Source organism: Pedococcus sp. P2_E5 (assembly GCF_056403895.1).
The window spans coordinates 160773-182232 of sequence record NZ_JBFUEP010000001.1 but is presented as its reverse complement, the minus strand read 5'-3'; the positions used below and the strand labels follow the sequence as shown (position 1 = coordinate 182232).

11 protein-coding genes are annotated in these 21460 nt (G+C 71.6%); 7 read left to right on the top strand and 4 right to left on the bottom strand.

Annotation, left to right across the window (positions count from 1 at the left end; genetic code table 11):
- The 5 genes from AC1DVZ_RS00775 to AC1DVZ_RS00755 form a co-directional block, all read left to right on the top strand.
- Positions 1-487, top strand: a 487-nt coding sequence (locus AC1DVZ_RS00775; protein ID WP_477616274.1) for a hypothetical protein, incomplete at its 5' end; no start/stop codon positions are given.
- Between the two features lie 2 nt (positions 488-489).
- Positions 490-4692 (top strand): nSTAND1 domain-containing NTPase, encoded by a 4203-nt coding sequence (locus tag AC1DVZ_RS00770; RefSeq protein ID WP_477616273.1) that lies wholly within the window; start codon positions 490-492, stop codon positions 4690-4692.
- 17 nt (positions 4693-4709) lie between these two features.
- Entirely contained in the window at positions 4710-5234 is a 525-nt protein-coding gene (locus AC1DVZ_RS00765) for a 2'-5' RNA ligase family protein (protein WP_477616272.1), read from the top strand.
- 90 nt (positions 5235-5324) lie between these two features.
- On the top strand, positions 5325-9521 hold the full coding sequence (locus tag AC1DVZ_RS00760) for an nSTAND1 domain-containing NTPase (protein ID WP_477616271.1): 4197 nt from the start codon (positions 5325-5327) through the stop codon (positions 9519-9521).
- 174 nt (positions 9522-9695) lie between these two features.
- Positions 9696-13922, top strand: coding sequence for an nSTAND1 domain-containing NTPase (locus AC1DVZ_RS00755; protein WP_477616270.1), 4227 nt, complete (start codon positions 9696-9698; stop codon positions 13920-13922).
- On the opposite strand, the gene AC1DVZ_RS00750 is transcribed toward AC1DVZ_RS00755, so the two are convergent.
- From AC1DVZ_RS00750 to AC1DVZ_RS00735, 4 genes are all read right to left on the bottom strand, one after another.
- On the bottom strand, positions 13880-14893 hold the full coding sequence (locus AC1DVZ_RS00750; protein ID WP_477616269.1) for a MazG family protein: 1014 nt from the start codon (positions 14891-14893) through the stop codon (positions 13880-13882). The genes AC1DVZ_RS00755 and AC1DVZ_RS00750 overlap by 43 nt on opposite strands.
- Before the next feature lie 7 nt (positions 14894-14900).
- Entirely contained in the window at positions 14901-15428 is a 528-nt protein-coding gene (locus AC1DVZ_RS00745; RefSeq protein ID WP_477616268.1) for a SurA N-terminal domain-containing protein, read from the bottom strand.
- A gap of 97 nt (positions 15429-15525) precedes the next feature.
- Positions 15526-19122 (bottom strand): transcription-repair coupling factor, encoded by a 3597-nt coding sequence (gene mfd / locus AC1DVZ_RS00740; protein ID WP_477616267.1) that lies wholly within the window; start codon positions 19120-19122, stop codon positions 15526-15528.
- A 245-nt stretch (positions 19123-19367) separates the two neighbouring features.
- A complete protein-coding gene (locus AC1DVZ_RS00735) occupies positions 19368-19775 on the bottom strand; it encodes a hypothetical protein (protein ID WP_477616266.1) in 408 nt (135 codons plus the stop codon).
- Between the two features lie 199 nt (positions 19776-19974).
- Between AC1DVZ_RS00735 and AC1DVZ_RS00730 the strand changes: the two genes are divergently transcribed.
- Together AC1DVZ_RS00730 and AC1DVZ_RS00725 are read left to right on the top strand one after the other, a co-directional pair.
- Positions 19975-20823: a WecB/TagA/CpsF family glycosyltransferase gene (locus AC1DVZ_RS00730; protein WP_477616265.1), complete on the top strand. Its 849-nt coding sequence runs from the start codon at positions 19975-19977 to the stop codon at positions 20821-20823.
- The gene (locus AC1DVZ_RS00725) at positions 20816-21454 is read left to right on the top strand and encodes a D-sedoheptulose-7-phosphate isomerase (protein ID WP_477616264.1); all 639 of its coding nucleotides are present in this window, start codon (positions 20816-20818) and stop codon (positions 21452-21454) included. Before AC1DVZ_RS00730 ends, AC1DVZ_RS00725 begins: the two co-directional genes overlap by 8 nt.
- The last annotated feature ends 6 nt before the right edge of the window (positions 21455-21460 follow it).

Genomic DNA, 21460 nt, shown 5'->3' with positions numbered 1-21460 from the left:
GCAGGGGCGGGTGACCAAGACTGCGGAGCTCGGCTTCTTCCCCGAGTTCTGGGCGTGGACGCCCGATCAGACGGACATCGTCGTCGTCGGCAGCATCCAGTCCATCGGCGGCGGTGCGGTCGCGCTCCTGGGCCCGAGCGACCTGTCCATCAGGGTCAAGAAGTCCGGGCCGAACCTGCTCTGGGGCGGGATCCAGTTCTCACCAGAGGGAGATCGGTTCATGACCTCGGGGCCGGACCGCGCCGGCCTCTGGGACGTGGCGACGGCGAGCCTGTTGGGCTCGGTCGGTGTCGACGGCAACAGCTACGCAGGGTTTGCCCACGGCACCTCAGAGGTGATCATCGCCTCTGAGGACGGGAAGGTCTCCCTCTGGGACCCACGGCCAGGGACCGCGGTCAAGGCCGCCTGCGGAATCGTGGGGCGGGACATGACCCCAGTGGAATGGCGCACCTACCTGCCCGACCGCGAACGCGTGAAGGTCTGCTGAGCATGGGCATCGCGGTCCTGGGCCCACTGGAGCTCGACGGAGCCGAGTCCGCTCTTGGCCTGCGGGACCGGGTCGTGCTGCAGGCCCTGGCCGTGCGGCACGGCCGCCCGGTCAGCGCAGACACCCTCGCCGAGGCCTTGTGGGCCGACGACCCTCCGAACTCATGGGTCAAGGTCGTCCAGGGATGTGTCGTCCGGCTGCGCAAGGCGCTGGGCGCCGACACCATCGAGACCTCGACCCAGGGCTATCGGCTCCAGGTCCACCGTGACCATCTCGACCACCTGCGTTTCGAACACCTCCTGGAGCGGGCACGGCAGCTGACGGCCGGCGGCGAACCGGACCGCGCGGCATACCTGCTGCGTGAGGCCCTCGAGCTCTGGCGAGGCGAGCCGTTCGCCGAGCTGGCCGAGTGGGCTCCGGGGCGGGAGGAGACCGAGCGGCTGGTCGAGCTGCGGCACGACGCCGAGGACCTGCTCATCGAGGCGCAGCTGCTGGCCGGCCACCACCGCGAGGCCATCGCGCCCGCGCTGCGCCTCGTCCACGAGGAGCCGATGCGCGAACGCCGGTGGGGCCTGCTGGCCCTGGCGCAGTACCAGGGCGGCCGCCAGGGCGACGCCCTGCAGACCCTGCAGCAGGCCCGCCGCGTGCTGGTCGACGAGCTCGGCCTCGACCCCGGCGACGACCTCGTCGCGCTGGAGCGGGCCATCCTCAACCAGGACCCCTCCCTCGCGGTCGAGGCCGCCATCCCCGGTCCCACGTCGGAGTGTCCCTACCTCGGGCTGGTGGCCTACGACGTCGAGGACGCCTCGGCCTTCTTCGGCCGGGAAGAGGTGACCGCAGCGTGTCTGCGCCGCCTCGACCAAGCCGACGTGCTCGCGGTGGTGGGGCCGTCGGGATCCGGCAAGTCGTCCCTCGCTCGTGCGGGCGTGGCAGCCGCCCTGGAGCGCGACGGTCGGGTCGTCCACGTGCTCACGCCGGGCAGCCGCCCGATGCGGGCCCTCAGCGGCGTTCCCACCCGTCCGGGCACGGTGCTCCTCGTGGACCAGTGCGAGGAGGCGCTCGCCGTCGACGAGGCCTCGCCGGAACGAGCGGAGTTCTTCGCGGCGTTGGTCGAGTTCGCCCATCGCCACCCGCTGGTGGTCACGCTGCGCGCGGACCGGCTCGGCGAGCTGGCTCCGCACCCCGACTTCGCACGGCTCGTCGAGGGTGGCCTCTACCTCCTGGGCCCGATGACCGAGCCCGACCTGCGACGTGCCATCGAGGGCCCCGCCGCCCAGGCGGGCCTGCGGCTCGAACCAGGGCTGGTCGACCTCCTCGTCCGCGAGGTGGTCGGAGAACCCTCCGCCCTCCCCCTCCTGTCCCACGTGCTGCGCCAGACGTGGCGCCACCGCGAGGGGAGCACCCTCACGGTCGAGGGGTATGCCGCGACAGGTGGCGTTCGTGAGGCGGTGGCCCAGTCCGCCGAGGGGGTGTTCCGCGCCCTGGACCCCGAGCGCCAGGCGATGCTCCGCGAGCTGATGCTGAGGCTGGTCACGCCGGACGAGGGTGGCGACCCGGTGCGCACCCGGGTTCCTCGTCGGTCGGTCACGGGGGACGAACAACACCTGAAGCTGGTCGAGCAGCTGGTGGGGGCTCGGCTGCTGGCCAGTGACGGTGACACCGTCGAGATCGCGCACGAGTCGCTCGCCGTGGCGTGGCCGCGCCTGCGGTCGTGGCTGGACGAGGACGTCGACGGGTTGCGCACGCTGCGACACCTCACCGTCGCGGCCGAGAGCTGGGACGAGCTCGGCCGCCCCGACAGCGAGCTGTACCGCGGCGTCCGTCAGGCTCGTGCGGCCGAATGGCACCAGCGGACCAGTGCCACCCTGACGGAGACCGAACGCGACTTCCTGCACGAGTCGGCGGCACTGGCCGCGAAGGAGCAACGGGCCACCGAGGCCCAGGTGCGGCGGGAACGCCGCTCCAACCAGCGGCTCCGTGCCGGGCTGGCCGCGGTCGCCGTCCTCCTCGCCGTGTCGATCGTCGCAGGCGCGCTCGCCAAGACCGCTGCAGACCGAGCAGAACACCAGGCCCTGTCGGCCGACGCACGAAGACTCGGCGCCGAAGCGCTCCGCTCCGACGAGATCGACCGAGCCCTGCTCCTGGCCGCCGCCGGCGCCCAGCTGGACCCGTCAAGCGACACCGTGAACAACCTGACCGGAGTACTCGACCGGGTGCCGCAGCTGGCCGGCACCGTGCGCAGCGGGACCCCGCTGGTGTCTGTGTCCGTGAGCCCCGATGGAACCAGTGTGGCGACCGGTGGAGCGATCCGTGGGGTGAGCATCCTCGACGCGAAGACGCTCAAGGAGAAGGCGCGGAACGACGACATCCCCGTGGCCGGGGTGCGGTACAACCCGGCGGGATCGACCCTGGCGGTCGCCGTCAACCCGTGGACACCGTTCAGCCTGGGCCGCGTGGACCCGGTGCCGCTGCGGCTCCTGGACGCCCAGACCGGGCGACTGCTGCCGCAGCAGCCCGGGGGCACGCCACCGGGTCGCGTGGTGCACCAGTCCTTCGCTTTCAGCCCCGACGGACGGTGGCTGGCTGCAGGCTTCGTCTCCCCGCTCGGCTTCCCGGCCGACTCCGTGGTCCAGGTCTGGGACACCACCGCGCTCGCGCGCCCGAAGACGTCCTTCACGGTTCCCTACATCATCGCGTCCATCCAGGTCTCCTCCGGCTCACGACGGATCCATGCCATGTCGCTCACCGGCGACCTGCACCTGCTCGACCCGCTGGCGCGGCACGAGCTGCGGGCGATCCACACGGTCAAGGCCTCCAGCAACCTCTTCGGGCCGGTCGCCGTGGTGGCGACCCCCGACGGCTCGGGAGTGGTGGTGCGCGACGGCAAGCAGGTTCGACTGCTCGATGCCGAGCGGCTGACCACCACGGCATCCCTCACGGAGGAGGGCGCGATCGGCCTGCCCATCGCCGTCGCTCCCGACGGCCGGCACCTGGCCTACATCGTTGACGGGACGGCGGTGGTCCGGTCCCTGACCGAGGCGGACAGCCAAGGCGTCCGGTACCCCTCCGCGGATACCTCAGAGCCGTGGGGACTGGCGTTCGGCCGGGACGGCACAACCCTGTTCGCCGCACGAGACGACGGGCTGCTGTTGGCCTGGGACCTCACCGGCAGCCAAGGTTTCCTTCCGTTCACGGCACCGCTGACGGGCACGCTGGCAGCTGGCTACTCGTCGTCGCGCGTGTCGCCCGACGGCCTGACCGTCGCCTACCTGGTCACCTCCACCGACAACGGTTCGGTGTTCCTCCAGCTCCTGGACGTGCGCACCCACACGCTGGGTCCGGCACTTCGCACAGACGAGACCCTCGACTACTGGATCGACGTGGCGTGGAGCCCGGACAGCACGAAGGTCGCCGCCATGTTGGGCACCGAGCGGCTCCGCGTCTGGGACCGGCTCACGGGCAAGCTCGTCGAGGAGCGCCGAGTGCCTGGGGAACACATCACGGCCGCGGCGTTCAGCCGGGACGGCTCGCGCCTCGCCATCGGGACGAGGAGCGGCTGGGTGAGGTCAGTCGATGGCGCGGGACGCCGCACCGGTCCACCTGTGCGGGTCAGCTCTTCGGTGCCGGTGACCGCAGTGTCCCTGGACGGGCGCGGAGACCGTGCTGTGGCCACAGCTGGTGACACGGTCGAGATCCTCGACCTGGTCGCGGGCACGGTCACCCGTCGCGCTGCGCTCGGGTACACCCTGAACGCGGCGGTGTGGATCCCCGAGGGGAGTGCGGTCGCCGTGACAGGGCAGGACTTCCGCCGCGGGGGCGCCGGCGTCGTGGGTGTCTTCGACGCGGCGACCCTGACACGGACAGGCGGCGCGACAGGACGGACGACGGCCGGGGGCGGCCGACTCCTGCTCGACTCCGGCGGCACACAGCTGCTCACGACCTTTGGAGACCGGGTGGCGCTGTGGGACGCCGAGACCGGCGCCCTCCTGCGGTCCTTGCGTGTCGGGGACCGCATGGCGGGAGGGTTCGACCCAGGGGGCCGCACACTCGTTCTCGCCTCGACCCAGGCAAGCGTGTCGCACTGGGATCCCAGCCCGGAAGCCGCCATCGAGGCGGCCTGTCAGGTCGTGGGACGCGACATGACAGCGGAGGAGTGGCACACCTACCTGCCGGACCGCCCGTTCGTGCCCGTCTGCGCCTCCTGACCAAGCAGAATGCCAGTGTGGCGCTCGCCGTGTGCCTCCTGTTCGACCCGGACACCGACCGGGCGATCCGCCGGTTGTGGGCGGCGCTGGAGGACGCCGGGATCGGCACCCTGCTGAGCCACACCCACCGGCGCCACGTGCCACATCTTTCGTATGCCGTGCTCCGCACGTTTGACGTCGAATCAGTGGCCACGGTCGTCGGAGGTCTGGCGGGAGGCCCGGCGCTGGACGTGCGGTTCGACGCCGTTGGGCTGTTCACCCGCGGGCGGGGCGCCCTGTTGATGCCAGCCACCCAGGCGCTGCTCGCCCGCCAGCTCGCGGTGGTCGAGGCGGTCACCGGCACCGGTGCAGACCTGCACTGGCACTACTGGCCGGGGCGGTGGATCCCGCACTGCAGCCTCACCACCGGTACCGGCCAGGAGCTGATGCCGACGGCGGCGATCCGAGCCTTCGACGTCCTGCCCCTCGAGGGCTTGGCAGTGGGTGCCGCCCTCATCGACAGCGGCACAGGGCAGCGCTGGCCCCTCGCCACCCTCCCCTGACAACCGCTCGGTGTCACCGTCGTGCGGCGCCGGTGTCAGCCCGGTGTCAGGCCTGTTGACGCCACCTGCGGGGAGGATCACTGTCAGCACATGCGCATCGCGCTGCTGGGCACGCTGCAGGTCAACGACGGTCGGACGACTCTGGGTCCGCGCGACCGCGTCATCCTGCAGGCCCTGGCCACCCGACCCGGCACCGAGCTCAGTGCGGAGGCTCTTGCGGAGACGCTCTGGGGTGAGGACCTGCCCGAGACCTGGCAGAAGGTCGTCCAGGGCTGCATCGTGCGGCTCCGCAAGGCCCTCGGCGCCGAGGCGATCCAGACCTCACCCCACGGCTACCGCCTCGACCTGCACCAGGACGAGGTGGACCACCTCCACTTCGAGCACCTCCTGACCCGGGCTCGCGAGCTGCTGGCGAACGGGGAGCCCGAGCGGGCCCTCTACGTGACCGGGCAGGCCCGCGAGCTGTGGCGGGGGGAACCGCTCGTCGACCTTGCGGACTGGCCACCGGGTCGGGTGGAGTCGGAGCGCCTCGTGGAGCTGTGGCGCGACGCCGAGGACCTCCACGCCGAAGCGGGTCTGAGGTCCGGCCGCTACCAGGACGTCCTCGGCGACGCCCTGCGCATGGTGGCTGAGCAGCCGACTCGGGAGCGACGCTGGGGTCTCCTGGCTCTCGCGCAGTACCAGGCCGGACGGCAGGGGGACGCCCTCCAGACCCTCCACCGCGCCAAGCTGACCCTCGTCAACGAGCTGGGCCTCGACCCCGGCCCCGAGCTGGCCCAGCTGGAGCAGGCGATCCTGCGCCAGGACCCCTCGCTGGCCGCCCAGGCCGTCCTGCCGCCAACGAATGCCGAATGCCCCTACCTCGGGCTGGTTGCCTACGACATCGCCGACGCCCCGGCGTTCTTCGGCCGGGAAGCCGACATCGCCGCCTGCCTCCGGCGTCTGGACGAAGGCCAGGTGCTCGCCGTGGTCGGGCCTTCTGGATGCGGCAAGTCATCACTGGCCAGGGCCGGCGTGGCCGCCGCCTTGGAGCGCGACGGCCGTCGGGTCCGGGTCTTCGCGCCGGGCGCCCACCCGACCGACTCACTCTCCGCCACGAACCCGCGCGCGACCGACGTCCTGGTCGTCGACCAGTGCGAGGAGGCCCTCGCCCTGGACCCCGACTCGACCGAGCGCACGGAGTTCTTCGACCAGCTCGTCGCGTTCGCCACCCGCGGGCGCGGGGTCCTCGTCATCTCGCTGCGGGCCGACCGGCTCGGCGAGCTCTCTACCCACCCGGAGTTCGCCCGACTCGTCGAGCGCGGGCTGTACCTGCTCGGCGCCATGACCGCGCCCGACCTGCGGCTGGCCATCGAGGGACCTGCCGCCCAGGCAGGGTTGCGGCTGGAGCCGGGCCTGGTCGACCTGCTCGTCCGCGAGGTCCAGGGAGAGCCCGCAGCCCTCCCCCTGCTGTCCCACGTCCTGCGCCAGACGTGGAGACGACGCGAGGGCAACACCCTCACCGTCGCCGGCTACAGCGCCACGGGCGGGATCCGCGAGGCGATCTCCCAGTCCGCCGAGGGCCTCTTCCGAGACCTCACGCCCGGCCAGCAGGGGGTGCTCCGCGATCTCATGGTGCGGCTCGTCGCACCCGATGACCTCGGGGAGCCGGTCCGACAGCGGGTCCCCCGCCGTTCAATGGCCACCGACGAGGACCACACGCTGCTGATCGAACGCCTCGTCGGCGCCCGCCTGCTCAGCACCGATGGCAACACCATCGAGATCGCCCACGAAGCCCTGGCCAGGGCGTGGCCTCGGCTGCGGTCATGGTTGGACGACGACGTCGACGGGCTGCGCATCATGCGCCACCTCTCGGTCGCGGCGACCAGCTGGGACGACCTCGGCCGCCCCGACAGCGAGCTGTACCGGGGTGTGAGGCTGGCGCGGGCAGTCGAGTGGCGCCACCGTGCCACCCCGTCCCTCACCCCCGCGGAGCAGGACTTCCTGGGCGCGGCGACTGCCCTGGCGGAGACCGAAGAACGGGCCACCGAGGAGCAGGCCCGCCGGGAACACCGCTCCAACCAGCGCCTCCGCGCCGGGCTCGCCGCCGTTGCCGTCCTCCTCGCGGTGGCGATCGTCGCAGGGGCCCTCGCCAAGACGGCCGCCGACCGGGCCGACCAGCAGGCCCTCGTGGCCGACGCCCGACGCCTCGGCGCGGAGGCGCTGCGGGCCGACGACCTCGACCGCTCGCTGCTCCTCGCCGCTGCCGGCGTCCGTCTCCACGACTCCGTCGACACCCGCACGAACCTCCTCGCGACGCTGGACCGGACACGTCATCTGGTCCGCACCCACCGCACGGAGCTCGTGGTCGCGCTCACCGTGAACAACGCCACGGGTCAGGTCGCGGTCGCCATGCCGTTCCACGGGGTGACCCTCTTCGACGGCGACACCCTCGCAGAGGTTCGCCGCGAGCCCACGATCCGCGGACCCAGCATCGTGGCGAGCAGCGACGGCCAGACCTACGCCGCGTCGCTCGCGTCCGAGCTGACCGGCGGTCCATCGGACCCGCCTGCTGTCCAGCTGCTCGACCGGACCGGCGCGCTCGCGTCCCGGCAGCTGGGCGGCATACCGCCCAAGCACTATGTGCAGCAGGACATGTCCTTCAGCCCCAACGGGCGGTGGCTCGTGCTCAAGATGCCGCACGCCGAGGACGCCGAGCCGCCGGTCGTGGGGGTCTGGGACCTGCAGGCACCGGAGCGTCCCGTAGCCCTGCTGCCGCTCGGCTACTCGGTGCATGCCCCTGTGGTGTCGAACGACGGGCGAACCCTCTACAGCACCGGGGACGACCACCTGCTCGTCACCGACCTCCCTGGCGGCACCCAGCGGCGCCTGCTCAGCGGCAAGGACCTGGACGTCCGGGAGATCAATGACTCCCTCGCGTTGAGTGCGGACGGGCGCACCCTGGCCGTGACCGCAGGCAGCGAGGTCGCGCTCGTCGAGACCACGAAGCTGTCCACCCGTGCAGTCCTGAGCGCGCACGGGGGAACCAACACCGTGGCCTTCTCCCGCGACGGCCATCGCCTTGCCGCCCTCGGCGACAACCTCGTGACGTGGGACCTCACGGGCGACGACCCGGTCGAGCTCCTGCGACACGAGGGTCCAGCAGGCAACTGGCTCGCGTTCAGCCCCGACGCGCGCACCCTCTACACCGCAGAGCAGCGCGGGCTCCTGCTCGCGTGGGACCTCGGCGGGGACCACGGCTTCCTGCCGAAGGATCCGGGCGGCGACCTGACGCGAGAGGACGGTGCCGCGGTCATCCGGTTCTCGCCTGACCGCCGCAAGATCGCGTACGTCTGGGGCTACCCGTCGGTCGTGCAGGTGCGCGACGTCGCCACGGGGAAACTGCAGCCGCTGGTCGAGATCGGTCTCCCCCAGCGGAACTGGATCGACCTGGCGTGGAGTCCCGACGGCACGAGGCTCAACGTCACGACCGGGGACAGCGAGGTCGGCATCTGGGATGCCGCCACCGGCCGGAAACTGGCGTCGCACACGCTCGCCCAGCCGGCCGGCACAACCGCGACCGGGCCGTCCGGGGAACCGGCCGAGGGGGCGAGCATCGCGTTCTGGTCCCTCGACGGCAGGTACCTCCTGGTCGGCACCACGACGGGTCGTCTTCACGTCCTCGACGGCCACACGCTCCAGCCCAAGGGGGCCCCGGTTCAGGTGACCACACCCCAGGGAGGCAAGGCACAGGCCGTCGGCGGGCTCGAGCCCAGGCACGACCGGCGAACCGTCGTCACCTACGCAGACCGGACGCGGGTCGTGGACTACGTCGACGGCGTCGTCAAGGCACCACTCGACTACGGCGGCGCTGGGCCATTCGTCTGGTATGCGCCCCACGGCGACGCCGTGCTCGTCGAGACCACCGACGGTGATGTGGGGCTGCGCGACGACCGGACGCAGCAGTGGATGTCGCCGCCTGCCGCGATCCCGCCGTTCCCTGGATACGCCGTCGGCTGGTCCCCCGACGGCAAGCGCGTGGCCGCAGCCAACGAAGGCAGGGTCGGCTGGTGGGACGAAGGCACGTTCCAGGGGTCGGCCGACGTCCCTGACGCGCTGTCCGTCGCCTTCAGCGACGACGGTCAGCGGCTGCTGGTGGCCGATGCGGGAGGAGGCGTGCACACGTGGGACCTCGACCCGGCCACCTGGGTGGGCGCCGCCTGCCAGGCCGCCGGGCGGGATGTCAGTGCCGCCGAGTGGCGCAACTACCTCCCGGGCCGCCCACGTGAGCCGGTGTGCGGTTCCTGATCACCGCCCACCCTCGACCCCTGAAGGCCCGTCACCAGTTCCTCCCCTTTGCCCGCTACGCACCACATCGCCGAAAAGTCTTGTCGGGCAATCGGTTTCATCCGTGCGCGACGCCGGTGTCAACTGGGTGTCAGGGGTGTTGACGCCTCCCCCGGCGAGGGTCACTGTCGAAGCATGCGCATCGCGCTGCTCGGATCACTGCAGGTCAACGACGGACGGACGACCCTCGGCCCGCGCGACCGCGTCGTCCTCCAGGCACTCGCGTCCCGGCCGGGATCGGAGCTCAGCACCGAGGCACTCGCGGACACCCTCTGGGGAGAGGACCTGCCCGAGACCTGGCCGAAGGTCGTCCAGGGCTGCATCGTCCGGCTTCGCAAGGCCCTGGGACCCGAGGCCATCCAGACCTCGCCCAACGGCTACCGCCTCGTCATGCACCAGGACGAGGTGGACCACCTCCACTTCGAACACCTTCTGACGCGAGCACGTGAGCTGCTGGCCAACGGCGAAGCCGAACGGGCCCTCTACGTGACCGGGCAGGCACGCGAGCTGTGGCGTGGGGAGCCGCTCGTCGAGCTCGCGGACTGGGGCCCCGGGCGCGTCGAGGCCGAGCGCCTCGTGGAGCTGTGGCGCGACGCCGAGGACCTCCACGCCGAAGCGGCACTGAGGTCCGGGCGCTACCAGGAAGCCCTGGGCGACGTGCTGCGCATGGTGGCCGAGCAGCCGACCCGCGAGCGACGCTGGGGCCTGCTGGCGCTCGCGCAGTACCAAGCGGGCCGACAGGGCGATGCCCTCCAGACACTGCACCGAGCCAAGGCCACGCTCATCCACGAGCTGGGGCTCGACCCCGGGCCAGAGCTCGCCCGGCTGGAGCAGGCCATCCTGCGGCAGGACCCCTCACTGGCCGCCCAGGCCGTGCTGCCGCCAGCCACGACCGCCTGCCCGTATCTCGGCCTGGTCGCCTACGACGTGGCCGACGCCCCGGCCTTCTTCGGTCGCGAGGCCGACATCACCGCGTGTCTGCAGCGCCTGGACGAGACGAGCGTGCTGGCGGTGCTGGGCCCCTCGGGCTGCGGCAAGTCGTCGCTCACCCGGGCCGGCGTCGCAGCCGCACTCGAGCGGGACGGTCGCCGAGTCACCGTGTTCGCCCCCGGCACCCACCCCACCGACGCCCTGTCCGCCACCAGCTACCGCCCCACTGACGTCATCGTGGTCGACCAGTGCGAGGAGGCCCTCGCCCTCGACCCTGGCTCACCCGAGCGTGTCGAGTTCTTCGACCGGCTCGCCGCCTTCCAGCGCGGGGCAGTCACCGGCCCGGCCCCACGGGAGGGTGGCGCGCTCGTCCTCTCGATCCGCGCGGATCGGCTCGGCGAGCTGTCCGCCCACCCGGAGTTCGCCCGACTCATCCAGCCCGGGCTCTACCTGCTCGGCGCCATGACCGAGCCCGACCTGCGGCTGGCCATCGAGGGACCTGCCGCCCAGGCAGGGTTGCGGCTCGAGCCCGGCCTCGTCGACCTGCTCGTCCGCGAGGTCCAGGGAGAGCCGGCGGCCCTGCCCCTGCTGTCGCACGTCCTGCGCCAGACGTGGAAGCTGCGCGAGGGCAACACCCTCACCGTCGCCGGCTACAGCGCCACCGGCGGGATCCGCGAGGCGATCTCGCAGTCCGCCGAAGGCCTCTTCCGAGATCTCACGTCTCGCCAGCAGGGTGTCCTGCGTGACCTCATGGTGCGGCTCGTCGCACCCGACGACCTCGGCGAGCCCGTCCGACAGCGGGTCCCCCGCCGTTCGGTCGCGACCGACGAGGACCACACCCTGCTGATCGAGCGACTGGTCGGTGCCCGCCTGCTCAGCACCGACGGGGACACCGTGGAGATCGCCCACGAGGCGTTGGCGGTGGCCTGGCCGCGGCTGCGGTCGTGGCTGGACGACGACGTCGACGGGCTCCGGATCATGCGCCACCTCTCCGTCGCGGCGACCAGCTGGGACGACCTCGGCCGCCCCGACAGCGAGCTGTACCGCGGCGTGCGGCAGGCGCGTGCGGCGGAGTGGCACGAACGCGCCGACGCCACACTCACGGACACCGAGCGCGACTTCCTCCACGACTCCGCCGCGCTGGCCGAGAAGGAACAGCAGGCCACGCAGGCCCAGGTGCGACGGGAGCACCGGCTCAACCAACGCCTGCGCCTGGGACTGGCCGGTGTCGCCGCTCTCCTGGCTGTCTCGATCGTCGCCGGGGCGCTCGCCTTCACCGCAGCCGACCGCGCCGACCAGGCGGCGGCCGTGGCAGCAGAACAGGCTCGCGCAGCAGACGCCCGCCGCCTCGGAGCCGAGGCGCTGCGGTCCGAAGCCCTCGACCGGTCCCTGTTGCTCGCCGCCGCCGGCGTCTCGCTGGACGACTCGGTGGACACCCGCAACTCCCTGCTCGCCACCCTTGGCAGGGCGCCATCGCTGGTCGCCAGCGCCCGCAGCGCAGCGCAGATCGTGAGCCTGGGGGTCAACACGGCCACAGGTCACGTGGCAACCATCGCGCTCGGGGACACCGGTCTCGAGCTGCGGGACGGCCGAACCCTGCGATCGGTGTCGCTCCCGGAGAAGCTGCTGGGCGCCTCCGTCTTCGCCAGCCCGGACGGGCGGAGGTACGCCATGACCGTCCGCAACGAGCTGGTCGAGGAGCAAGCCGAGCCACCCGTCCTCCTGCTGGACGCCGACGGAGCCAGGTCGCCGGTGCAGCTGGGCGGCTTCCCGCCCCGGTACTTCGTCTTCGACAACCAGGGCTTCGGCCCGATCAGCCGTGACAACCTGGAGTTCAGCGCCAACAGCCGCTGGCTCGCGGTGGCCATGCGAGACCTCGACGGTCGCAAGCCCGACACCACCGTCGTCTGGGACCTGAGGTCGCCCCGTCGACCCGTGGCGACGGTGCAGCTGGGCGAGGTGCGGGCGCCGACCGTGAGCCCCGACGGCCGCACGCTCTACTCCGTGAGCACTGGTGAACGGCGCCTGCTCGTGACCGACCTGCCCAGTGGCAGGACGCGCCGGACCCTCGCGGCCAAGGACCTCGGCGTACGACACCTCGACGACATCCTGGCGCAGAGCCGGGATGCCCGGACGATGGCGATCGGAGCCGGAGTCGAAGCGGTGCTGCTGGACACCGCGACGTTGAAGCCGAAGGCCTATCTGTCCGGGCAGGGTGCGACGACCGGTCTGGCCTTCTCCCCCGACGGCACCCGGCTGGCTGCAAGTGGGGACCACCTGACGGTCTGGGACCTCAGCGCCAAGGACCCCGTGCGGCTCCTCGTCCAGGAGGGCCAGATGGACCACCCCGCCTTCAGCCGGGATGGGAAGACGCTCTACACGAGGACCTACGCCGGTCTGGTCCAGGAGTGGGACCTCGCCGGTGACCGACGGTTCCTCGCGGCCCGACCCGGCGATCCCCTCGGCTGGAGCGAACCAGCGGCCAGGATCTCGCCTGATGGCAGCAAGATCGGCTACGTAGCCCTCAAACCCGAGTTCCGCGTTCGCGACGTGGCCACCGGCAAGCTCGGTCCCGTGGTGCCGGGGGGCATGGCACAGGGGCGCTACCTCGACATCGCCTGGCACCCGGACAGCAGCACCCTCAACATCACCTCCGGCGACCCGCTCGTCCGGACGTGGAACGGCGCCACCGGCCAGCTCATCGCCGAGCGACGGCTGGCGCCCGCGCCCTCCACCGAGGGCGCCGCGATCGCCTTCTTCAGCCTCGACGGCAAGTACCTCCTCGTCGGCACCACGAAAGGCCGGCTGCACGTCCTCGACGCCCGAACTCTGGTCCCGGCGCGGGACCCGATCCAGGTGTACGAGGACAAGGCGGGAGAGGTCGGCGTGTTCTCACCCAGTGGGGACCGCCACACGGCCTACCTGCCTGACCGCATCGTCGACTACGTCTCCGGGACGGTCCGACCCATGCCTGACCTCGGCGTCGAGGTGAACGCCGTGTTCGCGTCTCCCGACGGGAGACGGCTGGTCGTCGACACGGGCGCCACCGGAGTCGGGCTCCTCGACACGGCCACGATGCACTGGATCTCGCGGCCCAGCGCCGCCGAGGTCGGCCTGGTGGGGTGGTTTGCGCAGTTCAGCGACGACGGGTCACTCTTCGCCAGCGTGAACGAGGACCGGCTGAGCCACTGGGACGGCCGCACCGGCACCTACCTCGGCACCATGACGGTCGACTACGACGGGTTCCCCGCCTTCTCCAAGGACGACAGGCAGCTCGTCTTCGCAGGCATCACCGGCTCCGTCCTGACCTGGCAGCTCGACCACCGGTCGTGGGTCGCGGCGGCCTGTCGGCTGGCCGGTCGCGACCTGACCCATCAGGAGTGGCGCACCTACCTGCCGGGCCGCCCGTACCGTCCTGTCTGCGCGTCCTGATCGAGGTCGCGCAGCGCCTGCCGCAGGACCTCCTCGGCCGAGACACCCTCTGAGCGCGCCTCGGCGACGAGGGCGAGCAGCCGCGCCGCGAGGTCGCCCTGCGCGTCGCCCACGGCAGTGAGGTCGCCACCGGTCCGCTCCCAGCGCGCCAGCACCTTGTCGGCGGCGAGCAGGCTGGGCAACGACCTGGGTATGCCGTGGAGCAGCCCCTGGTGCCCGTCCTCACCGCCACCGTGCGGCGCCTTCTCGGCGCGCTCGGCGGCCTTGATCTGCTCCCAGGCCTGCTCCACCTCCGCGGGGGTCGAGGCGGAGCCGCCGGCGAAGACGTGGGGATGCCGGCGGACCAGCTTCTCGATGATCGCGCCTGCCACGTCGTCGACGTCGAAGGGCTGGGTGTCGTGCTCCTGCCCCACACGAGCCTGGAAGACCACCTGGAGCAACACGTCCCCGAGCTCCTCGCGGATGTGGTCACGGTCGCCGGACTCGATCGCCTCGGCTGCTTCGTGGCTCTCCTCGATGAGGTACTTCACCAGCGACTCGTGGGTCTGCTCGGCATCCCAGGGGCAGCCCCCGGGCGACCGGAGCCGGTCCATGACGGCCACGAGGTCGAGCAGCCGCGAGCCCGGCACGTCCCAGGACGCCACGAGCACCTCCACCTCGGGCGGTGACCCCAGCCGGGAGACCTCCGAGGCGATCGCGTCGGTGAGCCCAGGGTCGCCGTCCGCCGAGGACACCCAGACCACGTCGACCTCCGCTGCCTGGTCCATGAGGGTGCGCGCCAGCTCCGGCGGGGCGACGTCACCGAGGTGACGCACCGGCATACCGGCCTCGGACACGGCGTCCGCCAGCGGCTCGGTGTCGTCGCGCGCGAGGATCTGGTCGGCGGCGTCCAGGGCCCGCCACGCGGCTCGGGTGAAGAGGCCGGCTGCGATCCGCGGGCTGCCGACCAGCAGGGTCAGCCGACCCGGCACCTCGGGCTCAGCCCGCGGGGGTGGTGGCAGGTGCGGCCGGCTGAGCCGGCTCGGCCTTGATCCAGTTGGGCTGGCTCACGCCGAAGCTGACCTCCTTGGAGTCGAAGGTGCCGTAGCGCGGGTTGAGCGTCACCTTCGCCTTGGAGGCGAGCTCGACGACCTTGCCCTGCTCGACGCTGGTGAGCTGCTGGGAGGACAGGCTGGACTTCACGAGCTCGAGGGTGGCCGGCACCGGGTCCTCGATGTTCGCGATGGCGGCCCTGGCCGCCGAGTCGGACAGGCCCTTGCCGGACTCCTCGGCGACCTGGTTGATGAACGAGGCCATCACCAGGCTCGAGAGCGCACTGGCCGTGTTGAGACTCGAGTCGGGGTAGGCCTTGGTGATCTGGGTGGTGGCGTCCTGGACCTCCTGCTCGCTGATCCGGTGTCCGTTGACGACCGCCGCGGTGTCGGCGGTGGCACAGCCGGCCACAGCCAGCACCCCCACCACGACTGCCGTCACGATCGACCCACGCAGCGCACTCAATGCCTTCACGGACTACATCCTTCACTCGGTACAACGTGGTGGGGCGTACGGCGTTCTCTTGGTACCGCGTCTTTCGCCGTGCAACTTCTCTCGTGGAACGGGTGACTCAGCGGGCCGAGACCGCGCCCTGACCGGTGCCGACCCGGGCTGCGTCGGCGACGCTGCCCAGCAGCACGCCCCGGATGAGGTCGCTGGCCCACTGCAAGACTGCCGTGTCGCGCAGCGGTTGGCCACCCACCCGAGCCGTCGTCGGCTTCGGCACCAGAATGGTATGTAGCGCGTCCTTGACGAGCGACTTCGGGTAGAGCCGCTGCAGCCGCAGCTGCGCCGACTCGGGGAGGTCGACCGGCCCGAACCGGACGAAGTTGCCCTGCACCGAGATGTCCGCGACGCCTGCCTGGCGGGCGACCGTGCGCAGCCGAGCGACCTCCATCAGGTTGCGGACCGGCTCGGGCAGCGGGCCGTAGCGGTCGACCAGCTCGGCCTCGATGTCGGCCAGCGCCTGCTCGTCGAGGACGCTGGCGAGCTTCTTGTAGGCCTCGAGGCGCAGCCGCTCCCCCGGCACGTACTCGTGCGGCAGGTGGGCATCGACAGGGAGCTCGATCTTGATCTCGCCGGGTGCCGTCTCACCGTCTCCGCGGAAGTCCGCCACCGCTTCGCCCACGAGGCGGACGTAGAGGTCGAAGCCGACCCCGGCGATGTGGCCGGACTGCTCGCCGCCGAGCAGGTTGCCGGCGCCGCGGATCTCGAGGTCCTTCATGGCGATCTGGATGCCGGCACCGAGGTCGGTGTGGCTCGCCATGGTCTGCAGCCGGTCGTGGGCCGTCTCGGTCATCGGCTTCTCGGGCGGGTAGAGGAAGTAGCAGTAGGCCCTCTCGCGGCCTCGGCCGACCCGGCCGCGGAGCTGGTGCAGCTGGGAGAGCCCCAGCACATCGGAGCGCTCGACGATCAGTGTGTTGGCGTTGGAGATGTCGAGGCCGGTCTCGACGATCGTCGTGCAGACCAGCACGTCGAACTTCTTGTCCCAGAAGTCGAGGACGACCTGCTCCAGCTTGTGCTCGCCCATCTTGCCGTGGGCGGTGGCCACCCTGGCCTCGGGGACGAGCTCGCGGACCCGACTTGCGGCGCGCTCGATGGTCGACACCTTGTTGTGGACGAGGAAGACCTGCCCCTCACGCAGCAGCTCGCGCCGGATCGCGGCCACGATCTGCTTCTCGTCGTAGGCGCCGACATAGGTCAGGACCGGGTGCCGCTCCTCGGGAGGCGTTGCGAGCGTTGACATCTCACGTATGCCGGTCACGGCCATCTCGAGGGTGCGCGGGATCGGGGTGGCCGACATGGCGAGCACGTCGACGGCGGTCCGCAGGGTCTTGAGCTGTTCCTTGTGCTCGACGCCGAAGCGCTGCTCCTCGTCGATGACCACCAGCCCGAGGTCCTTGTATCGGATCGTGCCGCCGAGCAGCCGGTGCGTGCCGATGACCAGGTCGACACTGCCGTCCGCGAGGCCGGCGATGGTCTCGCGGGCCTCCTTGTCGCTCTGGAAGCGGGACAGCGGCCGCACCACGACCGGGAACTGCTGGTAGCGCTCGGTGAAGGTCTGCAGGTGCTGCTGGACGAGCAGGGTGGTCGGCACCAGCACCGCCACCTGCTTGCCGTCCTGGATCGCCTTGAACGCGGCGCGCACGGCGATCTCGGTCTTGCCGTAGCCCACGTCGCCGCAGATGAGCCGGTCCATGGGCACGGTGCGCTCCATGTCGGACTTGACCTCGTCGATCGAGCTGAGCTGGTCAGGGGTCTCGACATAGGAGAAGGCGTCCTCGAGCTCACGCTGCCAGGGGGTGTCCGGCGCGAAGGCATGGCCCTTCGTGGCCATCCGGGCCGAGTAGAGCTGGATCAGCTCGGCCGCGATCTGCTTGACGTACTTGCGCGCCCTGCCCTTGGTCTTGGCCCAGTCGCTCCCGCCCATCTTGTTGAGCGTCGGCATCTCGCCACCGACGTAGCGGGTCACCTGGTCGAGCTGGTCGGTGGGCACGAAGAGCCGGTCTCCCGGTTGTCCGCGCTTGCCGGGGGCGTACTCGATGAGGAGGTACTCACGGGTCGCGGCGCCGACGGTGCGCTGCACCATCTCGACGAACTTCCCGACACCGTGCTGCTCGTGGACGACGTAGTCGCCGGGCTTGAGCTGGAGCGGGTCGACCTGGTTGCGCCGCCTCGAGGGCATCTTGCGCATGTCCTTCGTGGACCCGCCCTGCCCGGGCGTGCCCGTGAGGTCGGTCTCGGTGATGAGGGCGAACTTGCTTGCAGGAGAAAGGAACCCGCTGCCGACGCTGCCGGTGGTCAGGTGCACGACACCGTCGCCGAGGTCGCTGAGGTCGGCGTCGAGACGGGCGGCGACCGACTCGTCGGCCAGCACCTCGGCGACGCGGCGGGCCAGGCCGGGCCCCTCGGTGACGACCACGACCCGCCAGCCGTCGGTGACCCAGCGCTGGAGGTCGGCGACGGCCTCCGGAGTGCTGCCGCGATACCGCGGAGCCTCCTCCAGGCCGGTGTTGACGACCACGGAGTCGCCCTCGGCGAGCTCCTCGTCGGCGACGAACGGGCCGAGGTCCCACCACGGCATACCGGAGCCCTGGGCGTGGGCACGGAGGTCGGCCAGGCTCCAGAACGACGCGGTGCCGAGGATCCCCTGGAGGTCGATCGGCACGGTGTTGCCGACGGCGGCGTTGGCCCAGCCGGCCTCGAGGAACTCCTGGCTCGTGGCGACGAGGTCGTGGGCCCGCGTGCGCACGCGTTCGGGGTCGCACAGGACCACGGCGGTGCCTTCACGCAGGGTGTCGAGGACGCTCTCCATGCCGTCCACGAGGGCCGGCGCCAGCGACTCCATGCCCTCGACGGCGATGCCCTCGGCGAGCTTGGCCAGCAGGTCGACCGCGCCGGGCAGCTGGTCCATCAGCGCGGCCGCGCGAGCGCGCACCGAGTCGGTGAGCAGCACCTCGCGGCAGGGCGGCGCCCACAGTCCGTGCTCGGCGACCTCGAGGCTGCGCTGGTCGGCGACCTTGAACCAGCGGATCTCCTCGACCGTGTCGCCCCAGAACTCGACCCGCACCGGGTGGTCCTCGGTCGGCGGGAAGACGTCGAGGATGCCGCCCCGCACCGCGAACTCGCCGCGCCGCTCCACGAGGTCGGTGCGGGTGTAGGCCGCGGCCGCGAGGTGCTCGACGACCTCCTCCAGGGGCGCGTCGTCGCCGGCCCTGAGGGCCACCGGGGCGAGGTCACCGAGGCCCTGGGACACCGGTTGCAGGACGGCCCGCACGGGGGCCACGACGACGTCGAGCGGGCCGTAGGTCGGATCGGAGGGGTCCGGGTGCTTGAGCCGGCGCAGCACGGCGAGCCGCTTGCCCACGGTGTCGCTGCGCGGACTGAGCCGCTCGTGGGGGAGGGTCTCCCAGGCCGGGAACTCGGCCACGCGGTCGCGGTCGAGGAAGCAGCCGAGAGCCGCGACGAGGTCCTCGGCCTCGCGCGTCGTCGCCGTCACCGCCAGGATCGGCCGACCGCTGTCACGCGCCAGCGCGGCGATGAGGGCCGGCCTGGCGCCGGCCGTGACGGCGAGGTCGGCAGCCGGTTCGCCCGCACGGGCGACCGCGAGGGCCCGACCGACGGCGGCATCGGCACCGAGGAGGTCGAGCAGCGGGGCGAGGGTCATGAAGGGGCTCCTGGAGACAGCTGGGTCCGGGCACGGCGGCTGCGTGGACAGCACGAAAGCCCCACAGCAAACGACGTGCGGGGGTCACCGCGAGTGGGGTGTCCACCACTCTAACCGCCGCCACCGACCGCCCCTCCCACGCACGGCGACGTGTGCCGGGTGGTCACCGCCCGGCACACGTCGCACGTGGCGCGGGGCCGGCGCGCCACCATCGTCCCCCGAGGGTGGCGCGGGCCCCGCTGGCTCTACCTCGTGTCACCCTCGCTGCGGTGACGTCCCGGTTCGCGAGGGGTGTCCTGGGTGTCCTCGGCCGCGTGGGCCCGCCGCACTCGCGCAGCGACGGTGATCGCCGCGGCCCCGGCTGCCGCCGTGGCCAGCCCGATCCCGGCGACACCGGCGGTGTCGCTGCCGGTGAAGGCCAGGGACGAAGCGGACTGCCCGTTGCCACGTCCTGCGGCCGAGCCTGACGAGAGTGAGCCTCCGGAGGAGCTCTCGCCCGAGCCCGAGCCCGGCGGCGCCCCGGACGCGGCCGAGGCCGAGTCCATCGAGACCACGGTCACGACAGGCACGAGCCACACCGCGCCCGCCGCTGCCGCAACACCCCTGAGGACGACTCTTCGGTCAGGTCCTCCACTGTCATTGTCTCCCTGCATGCCCTGCTCCTGCCTGCTTGGCACCGCAGGAGGGCGACGTCCTCGCGGACGCAGTCCTCCTGGGTAGGCCGATCGTAGGCGCCGGCATGGCACTCGCACAGGGTGCTTTTGGCTGACCACGCTCTACGACATCAGCCGTAGGACAACCGCCCTGAGGTCACCTAGCGTCATAAGTCATGGGGGCAGGAGGGCCGGACGCGTGAAGACCGTGGAGCTGTTGAACGCTCGGCTGTCCGCCCTGACCTTCACCGAGCTGCTCACGGAGTTCGACAGCGGTTTCGTGGTGTTCCACAACCTCGACACCCTGCGCAAGCTCCAGGACCACCGGGACTTCCGCGACGCGTGCGCGACTGCGCAGTACCAGCTGGCCGACGGACAGATCGTGGTGCTCGCCTCGCGGCTGCTGGGGAGCCCTGTCCCCGAACGGATCTCGGGCAGCGACTTCCTCGGCGCCTTCTGCCGGCACCACCGCGCGGACGACGACGTGCGTGTCTTCCTCCTCGGTGCCGCGCCGGGAGTCGCTGCCGAGGCCGCCCGCCGGATCAACGACCGCGCCGGCCGCGCTGTCGTGGTCGACTCGTTCTCCCCGGCCCAGGGCTTCGAGCGCGACGACTTGGCCAGCACCGAGGTCGTCGACCGCATCAACCGGTCGGGCGCCACGGTGCTCGCCGTGGCACTGGGCGCGCCACGCCAGGAGCTCTGGATCGCCGCCCACCGGGCACGGCTGCCCGAGGTGACCCGCTTCCTGCCCGTCGGGGCGACGCTCGACTTCGAAGCCGGACGGGTGCGTCGGGCCCCCGCGTGGGTCAGCCGGGCGGGGTTCGAGTGGCTCTACCGACTCGGCACCGAACCCCGACGGCTGTGGCGCCGCTACCTCCTCGAGGGCCCTCGAGTCCTGGTGCTGCTCTGCCGCCAACGCGTCGGCCGGTACCGCGACCCCTTCGCTGATCCACCGGACGCGCCAGCCACCGAGTCGTTCGCCGATCCGTTCGGGCCCGGGGATGCCCTTCACCGCACACGACACACCTCGAGGAGCAGCCATGCGTGAGCTGTCACAGATCATCCGGGACTCGGTCGCGGTGAAGGAGGCGATCCTGTCCGACCGGGAGCTCCTCGTCACCATCTCCGAGGTCTCCCAGATGCTCGCGGAGACCCTCGGCGCCGGTCGCAAGGCACTCTTCTGCGGCAACGGGGGCAGCGCCGCCGATGCCCAGCACCTGGCTGCGGAGTTCTCCGGGCGCTTCCTCTTCGACCGCCCCCCGCTCTACGCGGAGGCGCTGCACGTCAACACGTCCTACCTGACGGCCGTCGCCAACGACTACTCGTACGCGGACATCTACTCCCGGATGCTGCGCGGGTCCGGGCGGGAGGGCGACGTGCTCTTCGGGCTCACCACGTCGGGCAACTCGCCGAACATCCTCCAGGCGGCCCAGGTCGCTCGCGAGCTCGGAATGGTCGTCGTCGGCATGACCGGCAGGACCGGTGGCAAGCTCAAGGAGTACTGCAGCTACCTCATCAACGTGCCCTCCGAGACGACGGCCCACATCCAGGAAGCCCACATCACCATCGGCCACGCGATGTCGGAGTTCGTGGAGGAGACCTTGTTCTCCTCCTACAAGCCTCAGGTCGAGTCGTCCACGACCCACGTCGAGGCCTCCATGACCCAGGTCGAGGTCTGAGCGGCG